This is a genomic window from Vibrio sp. V03_P4A6T147 (assembly GCF_002241085.1).
In the GTDB taxonomy this organism is placed as follows: Bacteria; Pseudomonadota; Gammaproteobacteria; order Enterobacterales; family Vibrionaceae; genus Vibrio; species Vibrio anguillarum.
This window is the reverse complement of record NZ_NDIO01000248.1, coordinates 1-24,787: the sequence shown is the minus strand read 5'-3', so window position 1 is coordinate 24,787 and position 24,787 is coordinate 1. Positions and strand designations below refer to the sequence as shown.

The 24,787-nt window shown below is 46.8% G+C and carries 13 protein-coding genes and 2 pseudogenes; 12 read left to right on the top strand and 3 right to left on the bottom strand.

All coding sequences use genetic code 11. From position 1 onward, the window contains the following. Positions 1 to 176: 176 nt before the first annotated feature. From B9J84_RS09795 to btuD, 12 genes and pseudogenes are all read left to right on the top strand, one after another. Positions 177 to 512, top strand: coding sequence for a hypothetical protein (locus tag B9J84_RS09795; RefSeq protein WP_013856638.1), 336 nt, complete (start codon positions 177 to 179; stop codon positions 510 to 512). Between the two features lie 15 nt (positions 513 to 527). Further along, positions 528 to 989 carry an RTX toxin-activating lysine-acyltransferase RtxC gene (gene rtxC / locus B9J84_RS09790; protein ID WP_017044044.1) on the top strand — a complete coding sequence of 154 codons (462 nt, stop codon included), beginning with the start codon at positions 528 to 530 and terminating at the stop codon, positions 987 to 989. Positions 990 to 1,011: 22 nt separating this feature from the next. After that, positions 1,012 to 8,304: pseudogene (rtxA, locus tag B9J84_RS09785) on the top strand (MARTX multifunctional-autoprocessing repeats-in-toxin holotoxin RtxA); the annotation flags it as partial. A gap of 147 nt (positions 8,305 to 8,451) precedes the next feature. Next, positions 8,452 to 10,968 (top strand): annotated as a pseudogene (locus B9J84_RS16355) (anthrax toxin-like adenylyl cyclase domain-containing protein); the annotation flags it as partial. A gap of 69 nt (positions 10,969 to 11,037) precedes the next feature. Beyond that, positions 11,038 to 15,624 carry a C80 family cysteine peptidase gene (locus B9J84_RS09775; protein ID WP_404206781.1) on the top strand — a complete coding sequence of 1,529 codons (4,587 nt, stop codon included), beginning with the start codon at positions 11,038 to 11,040 and terminating at the stop codon, positions 15,622 to 15,624. Positions 15,625 to 15,816: 192 nt separating this feature from the next. Then, positions 15,817 to 16,845 (top strand): nicotinate-nucleotide--dimethylbenzimidazole phosphoribosyltransferase, encoded by a 1,029-nt coding sequence (gene cobT, locus B9J84_RS09770; protein WP_094124036.1) that lies wholly within the window; start codon positions 15,817 to 15,819, stop codon positions 16,843 to 16,845. After that, positions 16,845 to 17,645, top strand: a complete 801-nt coding sequence (locus tag B9J84_RS09765) for an adenosylcobinamide-GDP ribazoletransferase (protein ID WP_017048661.1) — start codon at positions 16,845 to 16,847, stop codon at positions 17,643 to 17,645. The genes cobT and B9J84_RS09765 overlap by 1 nt, the downstream gene beginning before the upstream one ends. Then, positions 17,645 to 18,214: a bifunctional adenosylcobinamide kinase/adenosylcobinamide-phosphate guanylyltransferase gene (gene cobU, locus B9J84_RS09760; RefSeq protein ID WP_017044834.1), complete on the top strand. Its 570-nt coding sequence runs from the start codon at positions 17,645 to 17,647 to the stop codon at positions 18,212 to 18,214. The genes B9J84_RS09765 and cobU overlap by 1 nt, the downstream gene beginning before the upstream one ends. Further along, a complete protein-coding gene (locus B9J84_RS09755; protein ID WP_088732562.1) occupies positions 18,211 to 18,813 on the top strand; it encodes a histidine phosphatase family protein in 603 nt (200 codons plus the stop codon). Before cobU ends, B9J84_RS09755 begins: the two co-directional genes overlap by 4 nt. A gap of 222 nt (positions 18,814 to 19,035) precedes the next feature. Further along, entirely contained in the window at positions 19,036 to 20,064 is a 1,029-nt protein-coding gene (locus B9J84_RS09750; RefSeq protein ID WP_094124035.1) for a succinylglutamate desuccinylase, read from the top strand. Between the two features lie 139 nt (positions 20,065 to 20,203). Beyond that, on the top strand, positions 20,204 to 21,199 hold the full coding sequence (btuC, locus tag B9J84_RS09745; RefSeq protein WP_179217552.1) for a vitamin B12 ABC transporter permease BtuC: 996 nt from the start codon (positions 20,204 to 20,206) through the stop codon (positions 21,197 to 21,199). After that, positions 21,186 to 21,941: a vitamin B12 ABC transporter ATP-binding protein BtuD gene (btuD, locus tag B9J84_RS09740; RefSeq protein ID WP_010318604.1), complete on the top strand. Its 756-nt coding sequence runs from the start codon at positions 21,186 to 21,188 to the stop codon at positions 21,939 to 21,941. Before btuC ends, btuD begins: the two co-directional genes overlap by 14 nt. Positions 21,942 to 22,169: 228 nt before the next feature. Here btuD and B9J84_RS09735 read toward each other — a convergent pair whose 3' ends face one another. The 3 genes from B9J84_RS09735 to B9J84_RS09725 all read right to left on the bottom strand — a co-directional run bounded on the left by B9J84_RS09735 (position 22,170) and on the right by B9J84_RS09725 (position 24,739). After that, the gene (locus tag B9J84_RS09735) at positions 22,170 to 22,745 is read right to left on the bottom strand and encodes a nucleoside triphosphate pyrophosphohydrolase family protein (RefSeq protein WP_010318603.1); all 576 of its coding nucleotides are present in this window, start codon (positions 22,743 to 22,745) and stop codon (positions 22,170 to 22,172) included. 143 nt (positions 22,746 to 22,888) lie between these two features. Next, positions 22,889 to 23,455 carry a DUF1415 domain-containing protein gene (locus B9J84_RS09730; RefSeq protein ID WP_026027360.1) on the bottom strand — a complete coding sequence of 189 codons (567 nt, stop codon included), beginning with the start codon at positions 23,453 to 23,455 and terminating at the stop codon, positions 22,889 to 22,891. Positions 23,456 to 23,524: 69 nt separating this feature from the next. Then, a complete protein-coding gene (locus tag B9J84_RS09725; protein WP_094124033.1) occupies positions 23,525 to 24,739 on the bottom strand; it encodes an MFS transporter in 1,215 nt (404 codons plus the stop codon). Positions 24,740 to 24,787 lie beyond the last annotated feature (48 nt).

Below are 24,787 nucleotides of genomic sequence, written 5' to 3'. Positions count from 1 at the left end.
CTTGTATTCGGTAATATTTTGGTTTTGTTAATTTATTCATGACTTAGCGTTATTGTATGGTTGCATGCCATTGAAATGCTGTATAACATTAAAAATCATTTTTGGGTTATCGCTACTTTTTTATAAGTGGCTTTAATCTTTTTTATTTTCTTTTTAAATTATGAGGTGAGTTATTTATGTCTGAGAAATTCGTTCAAACTGTATCGAGTGTTAATTATAATAAAGGTGTTTTTTCTCTCTATTTTGTTGGACAGAATCAGTCCAACATGGCGAACGGTATTATGGCGGAAAGTGATACGGACTTAGAGCTAAAAGAAGTGATTCATATGCCTGCTTCTGGTTTTATGTATATGGTTTCGATGGTTAAGAATATGCTTGAAGATCCTCGTATGAACGAAGAGTTAGAAAAATTAATTGCCGCAGGTTTTCTACCATCACCGAGTGAAGCACCTCAAGAGAACGAGAGTGGTATTGAGCCTGCTAAAAAACGCGTGACACGCACGAAAAAATAAAAGGTGGCTTAGCGTATGTTGATTCAACATCACGCGGCGAAACTGGATCGTGCAATGATGCAGAAAATGATGGGTGGGATTCTTCTGCTCAGCCAATATTCCCCTCTGCATCAGCGGTATCTTATCAGTGAATGGCAGCAACGGATTATGCCATCATTTGAGTTAAATCAGTTTTGCTATTACGAAGATGAACAAGGACGTCCAATTGCATTTTGTAATTGGGCGTTTTTGTCTGAGCAAGTGAGAGAGTTGCTATTGTCCGGTGAACGAGAAATCGAAGCCGCTGACTGGCGCTCTGGTGATCATATCTACATTCCTGAAATGCTTGCTCCTTTTGGTCACGGACGTCAAATCGTCAATGACTTACGACAGCGTGTTTTTTTGCCGTGGAAAGGGCAAAAAGTGTGTACTGTCCGCGGCAAAATCGACACGCAAAACGACCGCTGTATCCGTAAGGTACAGTGGTTTTCTATTTAAATAATAATAAGAGCCACAGTCTATGGGAAAACCATTTTGGAGAAGTGTCGAATACTTCTTCACCGGAAATTATTCCGCCGACGATGGAAATAACGACATTGTTGCCATCGGTTTTGGCGGCGAAATTCATGCTTATGGCGGAGATGATCATATTCATCTGGGGTCGATCGGAGCCACGGTATATACCGGTTCAGGTAACGATACGGTATCGGCGGGGGCCGGCTATCTAAAAGTTGAGGATACAACGGGGAACCTGAGCGTTCGAGGCGCTGCGGGTTATGCTGATATCAAGAAAAACGGAGACGGTAATCTCTCATTTTCAGGTGCTGCTGGTGGTGTAGACATTGGTCATGACGGCCAGCATGGCAACATCAGCTACGCAGGTGCTGCGGCTTACAACCACATTAAGCGCCAAGGGTTATCAGGCCATGTTTCTTTCCAAGGTGCTGGTGGCTACAACGCTATCTGGCATGAAACCAATCATGGAAACTTGAGTTTCGAAGGTGCAGGTGCGGGCAATAAAATCGATCGTACTTGGTTTAACCAGTATCAAGGATCTCAAGGTGATGTGCGTTTTGTCGGCGCGGGGGTTGCTAACAGTATTAGCTCACGTGTTGAAAGCGGTAACCTGCACTTTAGTGGAGCTGGTGCGGATAACCATTTGGTTCGCAAAGGCAAGGTTGGGGATGTTACCCTAGAGGGTGCCGGGGCATCCAATCGAATTGAGCGTACGCACAATGCGAACGATGTGTATACCGAAACACGCGGTAATATTCGCTTCGAAGGTGTGGGTGGTTACAACAGCCTTTACTCTGATGTGGCACATGGTGATATTCATTTCTCGGGCGCCGGTGCTTATAACACCATTACTCGTAAAGGTTCTGGGGATGACTTTGCGAAAGAAGGCATGGCCAATGCCAAGGCTGATAAAGTTGTATTAACTAAGGCGGTGATGAGTGGTTCATGGATAGGACAAAATCATCAAGTCACGGCAGTAAAATCAGCTAACGAGCCTAATACTTATCTTTTTGCTTTCGCAGACTCCTCGTATACCAAAATTAACAAAGTACAGTTGCGTAATGATCCTCAAACCGGAGAACTGAGATATTACTCTTCGGCTTGGTATAAAGAGGGTAACCATTTAAACAACTTAGCGAATCAAGATATTTCCAACAACGGTGGTTTCACAGCCGTTAATATCAATGGTGCTTACACGTTATCTGATCTCAAAGTTGAACATCAACAATCTGTCACCGTTCATGCCGTTGAAAAAAGCCTGACTGAATATGAGTGGGTGACTTACGCCAATGGTGCGGTGATTGATGCGAAAGATGTGTCATTGTCGGATGCAAAAATGGATGGTCACGCCATTTTTGCTGATGGTACTAAGGTTGATGTCAAAGCGGTAAAATCAAACCGCAAACCCAACACTTATGTTTACGCTAAAATGCTGGGACAACACACGAAAATCGTTGTGGTTGAACTGGCGAACGATGCCGAAACCGGCGCGCTGAAATATCAAGCTCGCTCTTGGTATAAAGAAGGTGATCACACGGCCAATTTAGCTAACCAAGATATTTCGTCTGTGTATGGATATCACGCAATGGGCAAAGGGGGTTACTCGCTCAGCGACTTGCATTACAGCGTTAACGCGGTAAGAAGTACCAGCGAAACCGTGGCTGATATCGACGAATACACGGATCAAACCTTATTCAAACCCGTAAGCGATAGCGGCGAAAGCTCTGGCGATATTCATTTCAATGGTGTCGGTGGCGGTAACGTTATTAAATCCAACGTAACACGCGGTCATGTTTACTTTAACGGTGGCGGTCTTGCCAACGTGATCCTGCACAGCTCCCAATTTGGTAATACCGAATTTAACGGTGCTGGCGCGGCGAACGTGATTGTCAAAAGTGGCGAAGAAGGGGATCTCACCTTCCGCGGCGCAGGTTTGGCAAACGTATTAGTGCACCAAAGTCAGCAAGGCAAGATGGATGTTTACGCGGGTGGTGCGTTGAACGTGCTGGTTCGTGTCGGTAACGGTGACTATCTGGCTCACTTATTGGCTTACGGCAACATCTCGGTACAGAAAGGCCAAGGCAATAGTCGAGTTACTCTGCTGGGCGGTTATAACACGCACACGCAAATCGGTAGTGGTGATGCACTATGGCTAGCGGCTGGCGGTTTCAATGTCATGACGCAAGTCGGTCAAGGCGATGTGGCTTCGGTACTGGCTGGTGGCGCAAACGTACTGACCAAAATGGGTGATGGTGAACTCACGGCGGGCATGCTGGGTGGTGCGAACGTGATTACCCATATCAGCAGTGATGATCAATTATCGAATACCACGGCGGTGGCACTCGGCGGCGCAAATATTCTCACCAAAAAAGGCAAAGGCAACACCCTTGCTGTGATGGGCGGAGGCGCTAACGTACTCACCCATGTCGGTGATGGCACCACAACTGGTGTTATGGTAGGCGGCGCGAACATCCTAACGAAAGTCGGGAATGGCGACACGACAGGCATTATGCTTGGTGTTGGCAACGTGCTAACGCATGTTGGTGATGGCCAAACCCTTGGCGTAATGGGCGCCGCAGGCAACATCTTCACTAAAGTGGGCGATGGAACATCCATTGCAGTCATGATTGGTGCAGGCAATATCTTTACCCATGTGGGCGAAGGGAATGCTTGGGCACTGATGGGCGGCCTTGGTAACGTCTTTACCAAAGTGGGCAACGGTGATGCTCTCGCGTTAATGGTGGCCGAAGCTAACGTCTTCACCCATATCGGTGATGGCATGTCGGTGGCGCTTATGTTAGCCAAAGGCAACATAGCAACTAAAGTCGGTAATGGAACCACACTTGCGGCTATGGTGGGTAACGCTAATATCTTTACCCATGTAGGTAGCGGCAGCACGTTTGCGGCGATGATTGGCCAAGCCAACATTATGACCAAAGTGGGCGATGATCTCACCGCTGCGCTGATGGTCGGTAAAGCTAACATCTACACCCATGTCGGTGATGGAACCAGCTTAGGAATATTTGCGGGCGAAGTGAACGTGATGACCAAAGTCGGTAACGGCACAACGCTGGCGGCGATGTTCGGTAAAGCGAACATTATGACCCATGTCGGCGATGGTCTAACGGGCGTGTTAGCACTGGGCGAAGCCAATATCGTCACCAAAGTGGGTGATGATTTCATGGGTGTTGTGGCCGCGGCGAAAGCCAACATCGTGACTCATGTCGGTGATGCAACCACCGCGGCTGTATTGGCGGGTAAAGGCAATATCCTAACCAAAGTGGGCGAAGGCACCACGGTAGGGTTGTTGATTTCCGATATCGGCAACGTGATGACCCATGTTGGAGATGGCACGACTATCGGTATTGCTAAGGGCAAGGCAAACATCGTTACCAAAGTCGGTGATGGTTTGGGCGTTAACGTGGCTTGGGGTCAAGCCAACGTGTTTACTCATGTAGGTGATGGAGATCGCTATAATTTTGCCAAAGGCGAAGCCAACGTCATCAGCAAAGTGGGCGATGGTCAAGAAGTCTCTGTCGTGCAAGGTCAAGCCAATATCATTACCCATGTGGGTGATGGTGATGATTATACCGGCGCTTGGGGCAAAGCCAACGTTATCACCAAAGTGGGTAATGGCCGAAATGTTGTACTAGCCAAAGGTGAAGCCAACATTGTGACTCAAGTGGGTGATGGCGATAGCTTTAACGCACTTTGGAGTAAGGGCAACATCGTCACCAAAGTCGGTGATGGTATGCTGGTGACCGCCGCGAAAGGTAAAGCGAACGTAACGACTCGAGTGGGAGATGGCCTAAACGTCACCGCCGCTTATGGTGATGCCAATATTAACACCGTGGTTGGTGACGGTATTTCGGTCAATGTTGCTTGGGGCCAATACAACGTCAATACCAAAATCGGCGATGGTTTGAACGTCGCGGTCATGAAAGGTAAAGCCAACGCTAATATTCATGTTGGTGATGGTTTAGGAGTTAATGCTTCTTACGCTCAAAACAACGTGGCGATCAAAATCGGTAATGGTGATTTCTACAGTTTGGCGGTCGCGTCGAGCAACACCACTAGCAACAAGCTCTCCGCCCTGTTTGATAACATCAAGCAAACCGTACTTGGTGTAGGTGGTAGCCAAGCAATCAACTACTTAGTGCAAGGCGATGAAGCATCATCATCCGGCACGCATAAAGGCCGTGGTGCGATTGCGACACCTGAAATCACCAAGCTGGATGGCTTCCAAATGGAGGCGATTGAAGAAGTGGGCTCTGATTTGGGAGACAGCCTAACAGGTAGTGTGACCAAGGTAGACGCACCTGATCTCAATCAAATGCAAAATGCGCTCAGCGTTGATGACTCTTCGGACCAAGTTCAAGGGCCAAATCTCATTGTTAATGGCGATTTTGAGCAGGGGGAGTACGGTTGGAGGGCCTCTAACGGTATTGAAGCAGGTTTTTCTGCCAACGGTTATGGCGTTGCAAGTGAAGGACACGGCAACCGAGTCAGTGAGCTTGACACCTACATCAACACGACCATTTTTCAAGATCTGAATGATCTCAATCATGGCGAAGTTATTACGCTGAGCTTTGATTTTGCAAAACGTGCAGGCATTTCTAATAACGAAGGCATTGACGTTCTCTGGAACGGCGAAGTGGTTTTCTCATCGTCTGGTGATGAATCTGCTTGGCAGAAAAAAACCTTAAAACTGACCGCTCAAGCTGGCAGTAACCGTATCGAATTCAAAGGCACAGGCCACGATGATGGGTTGGGCTATATCTTAGATAACGTAGTTGCGAAATTAGAAACGCTACAGCAAACTAATGCGGTGAGTGAGCATGCAACGCAAAATCAAGCGTCGCAGAATGCCCTATCAGACAAAGAGCGCGCAGAAACGGATCGCCAGCGTCTAGAACAAGAAAAGCAGAAACAGCTCGATGCTGTCGCAGGTTCGCAAAGCCAACTGGAATCTACCGACCAACAAGCTCTGGAAAATAATGGTCAAGCTCAACGCGATGCAGTGAAAGAAGAGTCGGAAGCCGTGACGGCTGAGTTGACCGAACTGGCACAAGGTCTCGATGTGCTCGATGACAAAGCCACGCATACGGGTGAGTCGGGCGACCAATGGCGCAACGATTTTGCCGGTGGCTTGCTTGATGGTGTTCAAACCCAATTGGACAACGCAAAACAGGTTTCTGGTGAGCAGATTGCTGCCGCGAAACAGACGCACGCGGACAATCAAAACAAAGTCAAAGATTCGGTTGCACAATCGGAAGCAGGCGTCGCAAAAGGTGAGCAAAACCTGGCGGGTGCAGAGCAAGGCATTGCTGATGCTAAAACTGATGCTGAAAAACGTAAAGCTGATGCTTTGGCAAAAGGCAATGACGCGAAAGAAGCCGAATCTGACGCACACAGCGCAGCAAACGACGCGCAATCGCGTGGTGATCGCGATGCGATGAACGCGGAACATAAAGCCAACCAAGTGCAGAATGATGCGAAAGGGGCTAAGCAAAACGAAAGCGATCGCCCTGATCGTCAAGGTGTTGCGGGCAGCGGCCTTGTGGGTCAAGCACATAGCGTCGAAGCCGCTGGTGTTGCGGGCCGCCATATCAACGCTGACAGTCAAACAAACGCTGATGGCCGCTTTAGCGAGGGCTTGAGCGAGCAAGAGCTAGAAGCCTTAGAAGGTGCGACCAATGCAGTCAACCGCCTGCAAATTAACGCAGGAATTCGAGCGAAAAATACGGGTAGTTCTGTCACTTCGATGTTCACTGAGACAAACGCCGACAGCATTGTTGTGCCAACAACGGCCTCTCAGGATGTGAGCCGAAAAGAGATTCACATTTCAGGGGTGAACCTAGAAGGGCTAAGCGCTATTAAGAGAAGTCAACCGACTGGTCAACTTGGTTCTAAAAGCGTTCCCGGGTTTAAAAGCCATTTTGCATCGACATCCATTGGTATAGAAAATGAGCTATCTGGCCTAGTTGTTGTTTTACCTAAGAACTCAGCACAGACGTTTGGATATGTGCATGATTCACAAGGTAACCCATTGTTTATGTTGACCAAAGACATGAATCAAGGTGGTTACAGTAACCCAGTTGGTATCACTGATATCAAAGGGGTGAACAACTGGCAGACTCATACCATTGAATTGGTTACATATCCTAGTGAAACCAGTGATATGGTTGCGATTGAAAGTCGCAAAGAGGCAATGTTATGGCTAGCGAAAGAATTTACAGGCCATATCAATCAATCGAACCACCATAGCTTACCTAGTTTGGTTAGTGATGACGGGCGTTTTACGCTGGTTATATCGAATTCGAAGCATTTCATCGCGGCGGGTAACGGTACTTCTATTGAAGCTCAAGGGCAGACAATAGGAATGACCCCTAGTGGGCAACAAGCCACGATGGCCATCAGTGCGAAAGAATTTGGTTCAAGCTCGTCATTGGAAGTGAGACTTCTAGAATCTGCGCCTTGGTATCAGTCAGGACTGAGAGATGAATTTTTAGTAAATGCGAACGAAGCTAAATTAGATGATCCAGTGGTAGCGCAAAATGTGTATGCCTATCTAACATCGGTGTATTCAAAAACAGCAAATCTGGCGAAAGAATACGGTATCTATATTAATGATTGGGATCCTGCATCTGAAGGCTTCTCGCCGAATGCTCAAGGGTTAACCGATCCGAAAGTGAAAAATGCTTGGGAGATTTTGCCGAGAACTAAGCCAGTAAAAATGCTGGAGCTTCTGAGCGCAGACGACTCACGATACGTGCGACAACAAATTATTGAGAAGCTGAAAGGTTCACATTCAGAAAGCCTTGCTAAGAACGTGTTTGAATACTTCCAGTATGGCGGAGAAGTGGCGGGGCATGGAATCAACAATGCAACGACAGGACGTTCGCAGCAGCCTGAACCCGCGATTTTGTTTGAGTTTCGCAGTGTGCCGAGTGTTTTAAGTAAATTTGTGCCTAAAACAGAGTCCACCGCAAAAGTTGATGTTAAGGCACTCGATCATTTTGACTCTGCTAGCCGCAAAGCCATCATTACTGAAGTGAATGCTCTGGTGAGCGATAGTGATGATTTCAATGCCTGGTATCAGGAGTATCGGGCAAGCAAAGGCCAGCCTCCAGTTAAAAACCCTAAATCTAGTGCTTCTGCAAATCATAAAGCAGAATGGTTGATGACGCAGCATGCCGAGCAATGGGCGAAAGTGACAGCGCCTTATATCGAAAGTAATGAGACGAGCACGTCAACACAAACGACGGTAGGAACGGGCGAAGTGCTTAAAGGACTCGAGAAAGATTTCAAACTTTATGGCGAAGCGCTGCAACCGGATACTCGCGTACCGGGCAAATTGAAAGACATTCGGACAACCGAAGATTTCTTGAATGGTTATAAAAACGACCATGCGAAGGATATCGTTGACGGCTTCCGTTCAAACATGAACATCAAGCAACTGGTGGATCTGTTTGTTAAAGGAAACTGGAGTGCAGAGCAAAAAGGTGCGCTTGCTTGGGAAATTGAAAGTCGTGCACTGAAAGTGACGTTCCAGAACAAGTCTGAGAAGTACAACCGACTGTTCCGTGAGATTGCCTCTGCTGGCGTCGTGGATGCGAAAGCGACCGAGCAACTTGCGCCACAGTTAATGCTGTTGAACCTATCGAACGACGGTTTTGGTGGTCGTTGTGATCCACTTTCTAAACTCGTTCTGGTTGCAAAGCAGCTCGAAAACGATGGCCAAATTGGCGTTGCAAGACAACTGCTAGAGAAGATGTACTCTGCGGCAGCAGTGCTGAGCAATCCAACGCTTTACTCAGACAGTGAAAAAGCCAACGCTAGCAAACTGCTCAGCAGCTTGGCGGCCATTCATGCAAAGAACCCAATGCATGATACGTCGATGAAAGTGTGGCAGGAAAAGCTGGAAGGGAAGCAAGCGCTGACCGTAAACAGTGTGGTTGAGAAAATCACTGATGCATCGGCTAACGGTAAATCGGTGTTGCTGGAACTTGATGCTCCGGGACATGCGATGGCGGCTTGGGCAAAAGGCTCAGGTGACGAGCGAGTTTACGGCTTCTACGATCCAAATGCTGGCATCGTTGAGTTCTCGTCAGCAGAGAAGTTTGGCGCCTACCTAACGCGTTTCTTCGGCAAGTCCGATCTGAACATGGCTCAAAGCTATAAGCTGGCTAAAAACGACGCAGGTGAAGCAATCTTCAACCGCGTGGTGGTAATGGATGGCAACACGTTAGCAAGCTACAAGCCAACCTTCGGTGACAAAACCACTATGCAGGGGATCCTCGATTTACCTGTGTTTGACGCAACGCCGATTAAAAAACCAGGTACTTCAGATGTCGATGCAAAAGTTGTAGATGACACGAAAGAAGCATTGGCTGATGGAAAGATACTTCACAACCAAGATGTGAATGATCACGATGAAATCACCACATTACTGAAAAACAAGCCTGTATTGGATGATGCGGAGACGATATCAAACGCAGATTCTCACCATAAGAATTATCAATCCCGAGATTTAGTTCTCGAGCCAATCGTGCAACCAGAAACCATCGAGCTTGGTATGCCTGATATCGATCAGAAAATATTGGCGGAGGTTGCTGAGCGTGAAAATGTCATTATCGGTGTTCGACCAGTTGATGAGAAGTCGAAGTCACTGATTGATTCTAAGCTCTATAGCAGTAAAGGTTTATTCGTTAAGGCGAAAAGCTCTGATTGGGGGCCAATGTCTGGTTTTATTCCTGTAGATCAGTCATTTGCCAAAGCATCTGCGAGAAGAGATCTCAATAAATTTAACGGCTATGCCGAACAATCCATTGAGTCTGGTAATGCGGTAAGTGCCGATTTGTATCTAAATCAGGTTCGAATAGATGAGTTGGTGTCTAAATATCAGTCACTGACAGCTCTTGAGTTTGATGCAGAAAGCGGTATGTACAAAACAACGGCAACCAATGGTGATCAAACAGTCACTTTCTTCCTGAATAAAGTGACTGTTGAGAGCAAAGATCTGTGGCAGGTTCATTACATGAAAGATGGTGAGCTAGCGCCGTTCAAAGTGATTGGTGATCCTGTATCTAAACAGCCGATGACAGCAGACTATGATTTGTTGACTGTGATGTATTCCTACGCTGATCTAGGGCCACAAGATAAGGTCAAGCAACCATTAACTTGGGAGCAGTGGAAAGAGTCTGTTACTTACGAAGACTTAACGCCTAAGTATCAAGAGTTATACGACAGTGAGGTGCTTTATAACAAGAAAGATGGGGCGAGCCTTGGTGTTGTGAGCGATCGCTTAAAAACTCTGAAAGATGTGATCAATACTAGCTTGGGCAGAACCGATGGCCTAGAGATGGTGCATCATGGTGCAGACGACGCAAACCCTTATGCGGTAATGGCGGACAATTTCCCTGCGACTTTCTTTGTACCTAAAAGCTTCTTTATGGAAGATGGTTTAGGCGAAGGAAAGGGCTCTATCCAAACGTATTTCAATGTGAATGAGCAAGGTGCGGTGGTGATTCGTGATCCGCAGGAGTTTTCTAATTTCCAGCAGGTAGCGATTAATGTCAGTTACCGAGCATCACTCAATGATAAGTGGAATGCTGGCCTTGATGACCCACTCTTTACACCAGAGCGCAAATTGTCTCATGATTTCCTAAATGCAAGGGAAGATGTGATTAGAAAGCTTAGCGGTGAAATTGAGACAAACGTAAGCACTACGCGGTCAGAAGTAACAGAAAATACGGTGATGCAGCCACTAGATTTTTCGAAGGTATTCACCAGAGAAGAATTAGTAAAAAGTGCGAATGTGTTTGGCAAGCGAATCGGTTCTTCTTATCAAGCCATCTTAGAGCAGGTTGATTTGGTTCATAGGGCTGTTGACCGTGATCTGGTATTAGAAAGCTTTAAGCTTAACAAGAAGATCAATGCCTACATCGCTGAACATCCAACCTCTGGGCGTAATCAAGCGCTAACGCAGTTGAAAGAGCAGGTCACCAGTGCGTTGTTTATCGGCAAGATGCAAGTTGCCCAAGCGGGTATTAATGCAATCGCACAAACAAGACCAGAGCTTGCCGCTCGTATCTTTATGGTCGCGATTGAAGAAGCCAACGGTAAACACGTAGGTTTGACGGATATGATGGTTCGTTGGGCCAATGAAGACCCGTACTTGGCGCCGAAGCAAGGCTACAAAGGCGGAACGCCAAGTGACCTTGCCTTTGATGCGAAGTACCACGTTGACCTAGGCGAGCATTACGCTGATTTCAAACAGTGGCTAGAAACGTCTCAGGCGAATGGTCTACTGAGTAAAGCGCTCTTAGATGAGGCAACCCAAACTGTTCATCTTGGTTATAGCTATCAAGAGCTTCAGGATTTGACTGGTGTTGAATCGGTACAAATGGCGTTCTACTTTTTGAAAGAAGCGGCGAAGAAAGCGGATCCCGTTTCTGGCGATTCAGCTGAAATGATACTGCTGAAGAAATTCGCTGATCAAAGCTATCTGACTCAACTTAATTTAGACCGTATGGATCAAATTGAAGGTATCTACCGCAGTAGCCATGAGACGGACGTTGACGCTTGGGATAGTCGTTACTCTGGTGTTGGGTATGATGAGTTAAGCAATAAACTTGCAGAAAAAAATAGTATAGAGGAGCAGCTTTCTGTTCTTCTGGATGAGCGCAAAGGTTTATTAATTGGTGAAGTACATGGCAGTGATGTTAATGGCTTACGCTTTGTCAATGAACAGATGGATGCACTGAAAAAACAGGGTATTAGTGTGATTGGTCTTGAGCACTTACGCTCGGATCTCGCGCAGCCGCTGATTGATAGCTACCTTGCTACTGGTGTGATGTCGAGTGAGTTAAGCGCAATGCTGAAAACTAAGCATCTCGATGTCACTCTGTTTGAAAATGCACGTGCCAATGGCATGCGTGTTGTTGCGTTGGATGCAAACAGTTCTGCACGTCCAAATGTTCAAGGGACAGAACACGGTTTGATGTACCGTGCTGGTGCCGCGAACAATATTGCAGTGGAAATATTACAAAACTTGCCTGATGGTGAAAAGTTTGTCGCTATTTATGGTAAAGCGCATTTGCAATCGCACAAAGGAATTGAAGGTTTTGTTCCGGGTATCACGCACCGTCTTGATCTCCCTGCGCTTAAAGTCAGCGACTCGAACCAGTTCACTATCGAGCAAGATGATGTGAGTCTGCGTGTTGTCTACGATGATGTTGCTAATAAACCGAAGATTACCTTCAAAGAAAGTTTAAGTAGCACAAACAACGCACTTCATAACCAAGACGTGGACGGTTGGGAACGTGTTGTCGTCACATCGACAGCGGACGGCGGTGAAACGCGCTTTGACGGCCAAGTGATTGTTCAAATGGAAAACGATTCAGTAGTTGCAAAAGCGGCGGCAAATCTAGCTGGCAAGCATCCTGAAAACAGTGTGGTCGTTCAGCTCGATTCTGAGGGGAATTATCGCGTGGTGTATGGTGACCCATCGAAACTGGATGGAAAGCTGCGCTGGCAATTGGTTGGTCATGGGCGTGATGATTCAGAACACAACAACACTCGCTTAAGTGGCTACAGTGCCGATGAACTTGCAGTGAAATTGGCCAAGTTCCAGCAGGCATTCGGCCAAGCGGAAAACATCAGCAACAAGCCTGGCCATATCAGTATTGTCGGTTGCTCTTTAGTGAGTGATGGCAAGCAGAAAGGCTTTGGTCATCAATTTATCAATGCCATGGATGCCAATGGTCTTCGCGTGGATGTGTCGGTTCGCAACTCTGATGTAGCGGTAGACACAACAGGGCGCAAACATACTCAAGATGCCAATGGAAATTGGGTAAAAAAGGCTGCAAATAATAAAGTCTCACTGACTTGGAATACGCAAGGCGAAGTTACCGTACGTGACGAGATCATTCGTAACGGTGTGGCGGAAGGGGATATCCATCTTTCTCGTGTTGGTGCGAGTGAGGTTAATGAGCCAGCACGTGGTGCCATCGGTGACAACAGTGAGGTGTTTGAAGCACCTGAAAAGCGTAAAACGGAAACGGATACTACGGCATCGGCGGGCAGTGACAATAAGCTCAGCTACTCGGGCAATATTCAGGTCAACGTCGGTGATGGTGAGTTCACCGCAGTTAACTGGGGTACGTCAAATGTTGGTATTAAAGTGGGTACGGGGGGCTTTAAGTCGCTGGCCTTTGGTGACAACAATGTCATGGTTCATATTGGTAATGGTGACAGCAAACATAGTGTCGACATCGCTGGTTATCAGGCGCTTGAAGGTGCTCAAATGTTTATGGGTAACCGCAACGTAAGTTTCAATATGGGTCGCAGTAATGACCTTATCATGATGATGGATAAGTCGATCCCAACACCGCCACTGGTCAATCCATTTGATGGTGCATCACGTATTTCAGGAGTATTACAAAGCATCGCACAATCAGGAAAGGGTGCCGATTGGTTAGCGGCTCAAGAACAGCAGTGGACACTCTCTGGTGCGAAAAAATTTGTTAAAGAGATGTCCGGTCTCGATCAAACCAGCAGTGTTGACTACAGCAGTTTGGTTGATTTGGACTCTCAGAATGAGCGCAGCAGCCGCGGCTTGAAGTCTGACGCTGAAGCAAGGTTGAATAAAAAGTACAACCAGTGGTTAAGTGGCAATAGTAATCATGATACTGGCAAGATGAGCCGCGCGGATAAGTTCCGTCAAATGAACGAGAAGTTGGCCTTTAACTTCGCGGTCGGTGGCCAAGGAGCCGATATTCAGGTCACCACGGGCAACTGGAACTTTATGTTCGGAGACAACATCCAAGCGATTTTGGATACCAATCTCGGTTCATTGTTTGGCGTGTTAACCCAGCAATTCTCAGCAACGGGAATGGCTCAAACGACCTTTACCTATAATCCGCAAGACTTGCCTCGTCAGCTTAAGAATAAGCTGCTGGGTAAATTTGCTGAGGTCGGTGCAGAGACGACTTTAGGTGATATCTTCGGTGTCAATTACACCGCTGATGGCAAAATAGTCTCTCGTACTGATGAAGCGGTAGATGGCGTTGCCATTTTAAAAGAGATGCTAGAAGTGATTGGCGAGTTTGGTGGTGAGCAGCTCAGCGCATTTACTGACCCAGAAAAATTGCTAGATAGCCTCAAAGCGGGAATCGATATGGGGGCTGATGGTCTTCAATCCTTTGCTGAAAGTCATGGACTGAAAGAGAAAGCACCAGAGGAAAACGATACAGCGCAAGTGACTCTCAATGGCGCGCCTGCGGCAACGGAAAACGTATCAGCCACTGTTGAAGAAACCAAACCAGAGCGCGCATTTGGTTTTAATGCGCTCAATTTGCCCAATTTATTTGCCACCATGTTTAGCAAAGATAAGCAGGCAGAGATGGCATCATTGGTCAGTAATCTGAAGCAGAATCTCACCGCCGATTTGCTCAATATGAAGGATAAAACGTTTGATTTCCTTCGTAACAGTGGGCATTTGCAAGGGGATGGCGATATGAACGTTTCTCTGGGTAATTACAACTTCAACTGGGGCGGTGACGGTAAAGATCTCGGCGCTTATCTAGGCGACAATAATAACTTCTGGGGAGGACGTGGAGACGATGTGTTCTACGCAACGGGAGTCTCCAATATTTTCACCGGCGGTGAAGGCCACGATATGGGCGTTTTAATGGGTCGCGAGAACATGATGTTCGGCGGTGATGGTAATGATACGGCGGTTGTGGCCGGACGCATTAACCACGTCTTTATGGGCGCGGGTGATGATCAATCCTTTGTCTTTGGCGAAGGTGGTGAGATCACCATGGGGGCAGGTAATGACTATGCAGTCACTTCAGGTAACTTCAATCGTGTAGACATGGGAGACGATCAAGACTTTGCTGTAACCATCGGTAATAACAACCAACTTGATCTTGGTGCAGGCAATGACTTTGCGAGAGTCTTTGGCAATCACAACCGAATTGACGCTGGCCAAGGAAACGATGAAGTCAAACTGATGGGTTACCATGCTTCGATCAATGCTGGTGAGGGCGAGGATTACTTAATTGCCGCCGCTATCTCAAAATTCAGCACATTAAACGGTGGTGAAGGTAAGGATGTCATGGTGCTTGGGGGTTACCAAAATACGTTCAAAGGCGGTGCTGGCGTAGACAGTTTTGTGGTCAGTGGTGAGGTGATCGATAACGTGGTTGAAGATATTCGCCAAGGTGAAAATATCATCTTCAACGGTATTGATTGGAACCGTTTATGGTTTGAGCGTAGTGGTTACGATCTGAAAGTCTCTATGGCACGCCATACTGATACCTCTTCCGATCAAACGCTATTTGATGCGTTAGGTTGTGTGACTTTCAATGATTATTTTGCAAATAATCGAGCCAAACTTATTATCGGTTTAGGTGAAAAAGACGCTCAAGGTGAGCAGGAATATACCTGTTTGACTGATAATGCGTTAGACAACCTCATTCAAGCGATGAGTTCCTTCGCGCCTAAGGTGGGAGAAAGCAACTTTATGGATGGATTAGCTTCTCAGCCTCAGCAAGCGATTATGGCCGCATGGTCGGATGTGAATACCGGGAAGTTTAGCTTGTCGTAATCATGTCTTTCATGGGTTAAAACCAGCCTTTGTAGGCGTGTCTGTTTGACAATAGCGCCCATATAAACCTAAAAACGCCTCCTGATTTTGTAGAAAACAGGGGGTGTTTTTTTAGGCTCAAACTGGCAAAACCTAGCCGATACTAGCGAATACGAGTAAACTCTTCTCTTTTCATGGAAGAGCCCAGAAGCAATGTTAAAACAAGATCATAGCCAAGCGATACAACAAAGAATCGATCAAAAAACCAAACCGTTGGGAGCGCTGGGCCAACTTGAGTCATTAGCACACCAGCTCGCCTTAATCCAAAGTCAAAATCAGCCTCAGCCCACTCAGCAGATCACCATTCATAAGCCTACAGTACTGGTCTTTGCTGGCGATCACGGCATTGCAGATGAAGGCATTAGCATTGCGCCAAGCGCGGTGACTCAGCAAATGGTGCTTAACTTTCTGGCGGGTGGTGCGGCCATCAACTGTTTTTGTCGCAGCAATCAAGTCGAGATGAAAGTAATAGATTGCGGGATTTTACTCCCTGTAGAAAGCGACAATCCGCACTTTCTTGTGCAGCGCTTAGGTAGCCGAACGGAGAACTTTGCTCGCCAAGCGGCGATGTCTGTAGAGCAAGTGAAGCAAGGGCTACTGCTAGGCAATCAGGCCGTGCAGCAGGTGATCCGTGCGGGGTCCAATATAGTGATGTTTGGTGAAATGGGCATTGGTAATACCAGTAGCGCTTCTGCGATATTAGCGGCGCTTTCTAAACATTCTGTTGAGCAGTGCGTTGGTTACGGCACTGGCATTTCAACACAGCAATATCAGAAAAAAATACAGTTGGTGAAGCAAGGCGTAACACGCTGCCGTGGTTTGGATCCAGAAACGGTCCTTGCGGAAGTAGGCGGCTTTGAAATTGTGCAAATGGTCGGAGCATTTTTAGGCGCTTACCAGCAGCAAACGCCGATTCTGGTGGATGGATTTATCGTCACGGTAGCCGCGTATGTGGTCACACTTATTGAACCAGATTGCCGCGAGTTGATGATTTTTGCTCATCAGTCCCATGAATCGGGCCATCAACGCGTACTTGAACAGTTAAACGCGACACCACTGCTTAATTTAGGGTTGAGGTTGGGTGAGGGAACGGGTGCTGTATTAGCCGTACCTTTGGTCAAAGCGGCCGCCGAGTTCTACAACACCATGGCCAGTTTTGCCGACGCAGGAGTGACAGTGTAATGCTGCGCGTTTTCGCTTATCAATTAGAGCTGTTCTGGTTGGCGTTGAGTTTTTTCTCGCGCCTTCCTATTCCTAACAATACGCCCTATTGCAGTGAACGAATGAACCGATCTGGGCGCTATTTTTCCTTGGTTGGTCTATTACTCGGCGCGATCTGCGGTGCCATCTACAGTGTGCTGATCCTGATTTTACCAAACGAGGTAAGCATCGCACTGACGATGGTGGCCAGTTTGCTATTAACAGGGGCGTTTCATGAAGATGGCTTAACTGACATGGCGGACGGCATTGGTGGAGGAATGACGGCTGAGCGCCGTTTGAGCATCATGAAAGATAGCCGCATTGGCACTTATGGTGCGGCCAGTTTAGTGATGGCGCTACTGTGTAAGTTTCTCTTTTTAGAGGCGCTACTTGGTTATGGCAACGTATTGATGGTGTGGGTGCTAGGCTACAGTTTTAGCCGTGCGATAGCGGCATCGTTGATTTTCGACATGCCGTATGTGAGTGATCTCGATAGCAGCAAAAGTAAGCCGCTAGCCAATAAACAAACCCTTCCAGAGCTCATTTTTCTACTGCTGTGCGGCTTAGCGCCTGCGTTATGGTTTGGTTGGCAGGTAAGCTTAAGTTTGGTATTGGTTGCTGTAGTTTTTCGTATTTTCTTCAAAGCTTGGTTGATGGCGCGTATTGGTGGCTTCACTGGAGATTGCCTTGGCGCTGCACAACAGATTATGGAACTGCTGATCTATCTGCTGCTTATTGTATTCGCTGGGTTGGGTTATTTGAGCATGGGAATGATTGAATAATGGTGCATTTGATTTTGGGTGGCGCGCGTAGCGGTAAGTCTTGTTTCGCTGAACAGGCCGCAAAGCAAGAACACCAAGCCCTGTTAATGCGGCTGCCGCAGGCTCAGCTTAACTATGTTGCCACCGCGATTGCGTTTGATGATGAAATGCAGGCAAGGATTGCTCACCATCAGCAGCAAAGAACGTCGGAATGGCAAGAGCACGAATGCCCTGAACAACTGCCTGAGTTAATTGCCACTTTTTCGGCACATGATGTGGTATTGGTGGACTGCTTAACGCTGTGGCTGAATAACGTTATCTATAACCATGGCCAGCAAGCTCACGAAGCGGAGATAAAAAAGCGAGTCGAGCAACTCTGTTTTGCCGTTGAGCAAACGCCCGCCACTTTGGTTATCGTCGCTAACGAAGTGGGCCTTGGCGTGATCCCGATGGGGGAGGTTTCGCGCTTATTTGTCGATAACGCGGGCTGGCTTAACCAAGCGCTAGCCAAGTTAGCAACCCGAGTGAGCTTTATTGCGGCGGGCTTACCGATTGTTTTAAAAGACATCGCTTTAAAAGGCTCACAATGATCAATCTCTATTTGATGCGCCACGGTAAAACCGTCGGTCGGCCTGCGCTCAATGGTAAAACAGATGTGCTCGTTGAAGCGCATCGGCAAGAGCAGATCGCTCACACTTTGCTGAGATCCCGTTACTCCTTCTCAAACATCATTACTTCGCCGCTACGCCGTTGCCATGATTTAGCGCAGCAACTGGTTTTACAGCAGCCGAAATTGGATTACCAAATTGAGCCTGATTTCCAAGAAATGGATTTTGGTGACGTCGATGGCGTGGCCTTTGATGAACTGCAATCGATGTGGCCAGTAGTGGAAACTTTGTGGACCAATCCGGCCCAACATCAACTACCGAATGCAGAAAACTTGGCCGATTTTCATCAGCGTGTAACTCGTGCTTGGGAGGCTCAGATTAAAGAGATCAAGCAAGACACTTTAATCATCGCTCATGGTGGAACAATCAGAATGATACTTGCCAATGTTCTAGGCACTGATTGGCAAAACCAATATTGGTATAGTGTGTTGAATATCGACTATCAATCATTAACTCATATCCAAATAGGAAAAGATAACGCTAAGAATGTGAGTGTGAAGAGCATCGGAATTCAAATTTAGCACCGGGTGAGCATGCAGTAGAGTATGGAGTAACTATCAGATTTAATGATAGAATTCCCGGCAATTAACGCCGGCCTCTGGTTAAGCGTATTTTGTATAAGGTATTGAGACGATCGTTGATGAGTTAAGTTTACCCTTATCCATCTTGATAAGTGGGATCGCCTCAACATAAATTGCTTCTACAATTCATTAACATACCGCTGTGCAATAAAGGAGTAACGCATGACGAAGTCCCTTTTCCGCCAATCTTTCCTATTTGATAGTTTGGATTTAGACCAAGAAATGGTCACTGGCGAAATCAAAACGGCAGCTGGTATTACGCTTAAAGTGCTCTCGCGTGGAGTGCTCGAAGTGATTCCCGCTCATCTCAACGATGAGAGTAAGCACATCATTATTTCTTGCGGTATTCATGGTGACGAAACTGCGCCAATGGAATTAGTAAATAAGCTGGTGGATGATATTCAGTCAGGTTTTCAAGCGGTCCAACACCGCTGCTTATTTATTGTGGCTCATCCTCAGGCGACGAATCAACATACCCGTTTCGTGCAAGAAAATTTGAACCGTTTATTTGATGATAAAAAGGGTAATACCTCCCTAGAAAGAGAGATTGCACAGCATCTCAAACAGACAGTGAAAGACTTTTTCGAACACACCGCTGAGCAAAACCGGTGGCATCTTGATTTGCACTGTGCGATTCGTCACTCCAAACATTATTCGTTTGCCGTCAGCCCCAAATCTCGCCATCCTGTCCGCAGCCGCGCACTGATGGCATTGATTGAAAGTGCGCATATCGAAGCGGTGCTGCTTTCAAATTCACCCTCGAGTACCTTCAGTTGGTACTGTGCAGAGAATTTTGCCGCGCAAGCTTTAACGCTTGAGCTGGGGCAAGTCGCACCTCTTGGTCAAAACAACCTAGAGCGATTAGTCGCGTTTGACTTAGCCATGCGCGATTTGGTAGCAAATGCGACACCTGAACACTTGCCAAGAAAGCCAACCATTTATCGTGTCAGCCGTACCATCGTCCGTTTGCATGACGATTTTGATTTCATGTTTGATGATAACGTCGAAAACTTCACCGCGTTTAAACATGGTGAGGTATTTGGTCATGATGGTGAAAAGCCACTCATGGCGAAAAATGAAGATGAAGCGATCGTATTTCCTAACCGAAAAGTGGCATTAGGCCAGCGCGCCGCGTTAATGGTGTGCAAAGTGGCGACACGCTATGAAGACGATCAATTGGTATACGATTAACCGATGGTACTTTTGGCTTGTTAATCTTTTGACCTGTTGACAAGGTTAACAGGCGATTGCTTTGGTATATCACTTTCTATTTAAATGGCTTAACGGTAAGGTTAGGCCATTATTGTTTCTCTTACTTACATATAAGCGCATGACGTTCAATCAGTTACTCTTAAAAAAACAGCGTCGCTGGCATTACGCCCTCTACGCTATGCTGGCATTGTTGATTTCGATGAGTGCGTTTTATTTGATGGTGGGTGAACTCTTTATCAGCCCATTTCACACTTGGTCACCACTGGAATGGCAGTTAGTGACTGAACTTCGTGCTCCTCGTCTGCTCTCTGCCGTCATCATTGGTGCTTCACTAGCCGTATCAGGCGCGGCGCTGCAAGTGCTATTAGGGAATGTTTTGGCAGAGCCGGGCGTGCTTGGTATTTCTGGTGGCGCCAGTGTGGCGATGGTAGTGGTGCTGTTTTTCTTCCCTGCCTTGGCCTCCCCTGAAATTTTCATGCTTTGTGCCGTAGTCGGTGCGATGGTGTTTACTCTTTTACTGGTCAGCATGGCTAAAGCGATGCGTTTAAGCACAACTCGCTTACTGTTGGTCGGTGTGGCGCTGGGTATTTTATCTGGTGCTGTGGTGACATGGGCGTTTTATTTCAGTAATGATCTCAGTTTAAGGCAACTGGTTTACTGGTTGATGGGCAGTATTGGTGGTGCAAGCTGGTATCAACATACGCTTTCATTAGCTGCGCTTCCGGTGATCATCTGGCTTGCTCTGCAAGGAAAAACGTTAGACAAACTGATGCTGGGCGAAACCCATGCAAAGCAGTTAGGTGTGGATGTGCATCGACTACGTTGGAAATTGATTTTTGCCGTGTCGCTGCTGGTAGGAGCTGCGGTGGCATTGGGCGGTGTGATCAGTTTTGTTGGGTTGGTTGTTCCGCATTTATTGCGCTTGGCGTTTGGTTCTGAAAACCGCTACCTTTTACCTATGTCGGCTCTGTTCGGCGCACTCTTACTGGTTTGCGCGGATACCGTTGCCAGAACGGCGCTTAATGCTGCTGAGCTTCCACTTGGTGTCGTCACTACCACCATTGGTGCGCCGATTTTTATTTGGATGTTGTTGAAAAACCATGATTCACGTTAATAGCCTGCAGGTTTCATCACGCTTATTACCACTCTCTTTTACCTGCCAAGCGGGAGAGGTGCTGCATGTTATTGGGCCTAATGGTAGCGGAAAAAGCACTTTACTGTCGGCGTTAGCTGGCGTGACAGAGAGCCAAGGTGAGGTCTACATTGGTGATCTTCAGCTTTCAAGCGCATCGTTAGAGGCGCTGTCACTGCACCGAGCTTATCTGTCGCAAAACGACAAGCCTGTTTTTAATGTCGATGTTTATCAATATCTTGCCTTAGCGATCCCCAGTTGCGCCGATTTACATTCTCAGGTTGTTAATCAAGCCGTGGTTCATCTCACTCAACGATTGAATATTCAAGACAAATTGCATCGATCCATTCACCAACTGTCAGGCGGCGAATGGCAACGTGTCCGCTTGGCCGGTATTTGCTTGCAAATTTGGCCAACCTTAAACCCTTACGCGCAGTTATTGATATTAGATGAACCTGCGGCGCCTCTTGATATTGCTCAAGAAGGGTTGCTTTATCGTTTGATTGAAGAGGTTGCACAGCAAGGGATAGCGGTAGTGATGGCCAATCACGATCTCAATCGAACATTGCGCCATGCCGATCGCGCTCTGTTATTGCAAGATGGCGTATTGCAAAGTTCCGGCTCGGTTGAACAAGTATTAGAGAGCCAAGCGTTAAGTGCAGCGTTTCAGACTCAGGTGAAGCAGGTTGTTGTTGAAGGAAAGCCTTACCTTATCTTTGATTAAAAGCACAACTGTCGTGCAGTTAGCACACTTTTAGCGCATCAATGTGCTGAAGATAGAATGATAAAAATAGTAAGTCTATTAAAAACAAATGGTTAGGTTTTATGTGAAAGTTGGCACGCCAATCGCATTAATAGAATCGATACATTCTCGTTCTTGTTAGGCTTTTTATAAGTCTCTTAACCACCTTGCTCCCACAAGGTGGTTTTTTTTATCTGAGTCTTTGCAAGGTTATTGCGTCAATGAAGCAAGGTCAGCAGGACGGTAATAGACTGATTTGAGCACTTTACCTTGGCGAATCGTTTTGCCTTCAGAGACAAAATCTTGTGCGCATTTAGCAATAATGTAGTCGCCTTTTTGTACGGCCATCAGCTCAATACCTTGCTCAGCATAGTAGGCTTGGGTATCGGCATACTCTTTTTCATTGCGACATACTTTACTCATGTTCGAGCTGTGTACTTCATCCCAGCATGGAATAAATTCGATGCCACGATTTACGGCAACATTGAGCAGAAGATCAATCAAATAGCTGATCGCTAAGTTGTCACTCACTTGGCTATGTCCAAGGTGGACTAAACGACCCATCAAAACATACACAGTATCGATGATCGCATCCGCTTGTTCTGTTTTATTGTCAGCTTCAGCAAGTTCAGTCAACTCTTCAATCGCGAGCGAAGTATGCAACGTGTCAGCTTTATCGTTTAAGCTGCTGGCATCAGCAACGGGGAGATCAAAGGTGCTACGAAACTCGGTAATATCGCGGTAAAGATGATCGTAAATCTCTTGAGTAAGCTTGGATAAATGCATTATCTCGGTCCATTGGTTTGGTTAACAGGGATTGTGACGCGTAGTAACAAATTGATAGTAATAAACTGATAGTAAGAAAATGGATAGTAACAAACTGATGGCAAAGCTGCGACCCATGCCATCAGTTTGGTTAAAGAACAGGGTTACTTATTGAGAAACAAATAAGGAAACAGTTGGCGGCGTTCTTGGTCACTTAGAGCACTAACACGAGCGATATTGGTATCGGGAATCGCTTCTGGGTTAGGGTAGTGCTTGAGTACTTTTTCCATGCTCTCTTCGCGAATAAGATGGAAAATCGGGTACGGCGAACGGTTAGTTAGGTTTTCGTCATCTTCGGGGCGTGTGCCGCCAAAACAGTAGTGAGGGTGAAAGGTAGCGACTTGGAAGATGCCTTGCCAATCTTGTTGCGTAATTAATGCTTCGACCCAATCGATAAAAAAGTTGTACTCAAAAAAATCTTCGAGCATGTTTGGCACCACCACTAAGGTGGTCTCAAGAGACTGTGCCGAGCTGCCTTCTAACTCTAGCAATTGTTGCAAAATGTCTTGCAGCAATTGTTCTTCAGTATCGGCTTCACTGACGAAAATTTTGATCTGCTGGTTACGTTGTGGTTTTGCGGCGAAAGGGCAGAGATTTAAGCCAATCACCACATCGTTAAGCCACTGTTCGACTTCAGTTGTGATGGCGGTTTTATTTATCGTTACGCTCATAGTGCTTATTAAAACAGTCAATTTGGCGCAAGCATAACATGAGTCTTTTGATAAAGTGAGTGGATAACACTACTTGATCAATTCATGCAGCGGTTTGCGGTGCGCAAGGGCGCGGTCATCATGGCGCAATTTCCAACAGAGAAAAAACATCGCCACATACAACACCATTCCACCCGAAACCACCACCGCCCAACCGCCATTTTGCCAGCAATAGAGTAAGAAAAACCCGCCGAGGCTGCCACCCACATAATAATGAACCAAATACAGAGCGGTCGCGGTTGCTTTTGCGCTGCTGGCCTTTTGGCTCACCCATGAATAGGCGAGCGTATGAGTAAAAAAGGCGCCGAAACTGATCAACATTAAACCGATCAGCATAAACGGGATTGATTCAACCAAGGCTAGCCACATCCCCGATAAACTGAGCAAGGCTCCCAACATCATGCCCGAAATGGCATTGTAGCGTTTTGTCCAGTTAGCGGTCAGTTTCGAGCTGAGTGTTCCCGCCAAATAACATAGGAAGATCAATGATGCTAAGCCAATCGGTAGCGAGTAGGGTTCGGCGACAAGCCGAAAGCCCATCACTGAGTAGAGATTAACAAACAGCGCGAAGTTAGTACCACCAATCAGCATCGCTAGCCACAGTGTGCGGTTAGAAAGATGTTTTACCAGCGCACGATTGTGGTGAAAGAACAAGCCTCGTTGCGGCGTGAAATTGCGTTGAATGGGTAGTAACCACAGCACAATCATGGCGCATACGAAAGTAAGTATGGCAATCACAATCACGGCTTGTTGCCAGCCAAAGGCATCGGTCAATATACCGCCTAAAATTCGGCCACTAATGCCACCTAATGAATTCGCAGCAATATAACCGCCAATCGCTTGGCTAAATGCTTGAGGCGAAAGCTCCTCAGCCATGTAAGCCACGGCAACCGAAGCAAAGGCGGCCAATGCGACGCCCATTAGTGCACGTGTTAAAACCAGCACCCATAGCTGTTGGCTGATCAACATTAAGCTGCCGATTAATGGCATCATGAATAGCCCTAATAACATCACTTTGCGGCGGCCAAAGGATTCAGAGCTGATTGCCCAAGGGACTAAACTGACGGAGAGTGCGAGGGTTGATGCGGCAAATAACCAGTTAATTTGGGTTTCCGAAACCGCAAAATGCGTAGCAAGGTAGGGCAACATTGGCTGAAAAAGATAGAGATTACAAAAGACTAAGAACGAGCCGAGCGCAAGTCCCCAAGTGACTTTTCGGTATTCTTTACTGCCAATTTCGATCATGATTACGCTTCACTTACGTTATGTATCTGTGATCACAGTAGCAGTGGC

Excerpts from the sequence above, each read along its gene's own strand:
- B9J84_RS09795 (WP_013856638.1), top strand. The coding sequence starts at position 177 with ATGTCTGAGAAATTCGTTCAAACTGTATCGAGTGTTAATTATAATAAA.
- rtxC (WP_017044044.1), top strand. The coding sequence starts at position 528 with ATGTTGATTCAACATCACGCGGCGAAACTGGATCGTGCAATGATGCAG.
- B9J84_RS09775 (WP_404206781.1), top strand. The coding sequence starts at position 11,038 with ATGCAAGTTGCCCAAGCGGGTATTAATGCAATCGCACAAACAAGACCA.
- cobT (WP_094124036.1), top strand. The coding sequence starts at position 15,817 with ATGTTAAAACAAGATCATAGCCAAGCGATACAACAAAGAATCGATCAA.
- B9J84_RS09765 (WP_017048661.1), top strand. The coding sequence starts at position 16,845 with ATGCTGCGCGTTTTCGCTTATCAATTAGAGCTGTTCTGGTTGGCGTTG.
- cobU (WP_017044834.1), top strand. The coding sequence starts at position 17,645 with ATGGTGCATTTGATTTTGGGTGGCGCGCGTAGCGGTAAGTCTTGTTTC.
- B9J84_RS09755 (WP_088732562.1), top strand. The coding sequence starts at position 18,211 with ATGATCAATCTCTATTTGATGCGCCACGGTAAAACCGTCGGTCGGCCT.
- B9J84_RS09750 (WP_094124035.1), top strand. The coding sequence starts at position 19,036 with ATGACGAAGTCCCTTTTCCGCCAATCTTTCCTATTTGATAGTTTGGAT.
- btuC (WP_179217552.1), top strand. The coding sequence starts at position 20,204 with ATGACGTTCAATCAGTTACTCTTAAAAAAACAGCGTCGCTGGCATTAC.
- btuD (WP_010318604.1), top strand. The coding sequence starts at position 21,186 with ATGATTCACGTTAATAGCCTGCAGGTTTCATCACGCTTATTACCACTC.
- B9J84_RS09735 (WP_010318603.1), bottom strand. The coding sequence starts at position 22,745 with ATGCATTTATCCAAGCTTACTCAAGAGATTTACGATCATCTTTACCGC.
- B9J84_RS09730 (WP_026027360.1), bottom strand. The coding sequence starts at position 23,455 with ATGAGCGTAACGATAAATAAAACCGCCATCACAACTGAAGTCGAACAG.
- B9J84_RS09725 (WP_094124033.1), bottom strand. The coding sequence starts at position 24,739 with ATGATCGAAATTGGCAGTAAAGAATACCGAAAAGTCACTTGGGGACTT.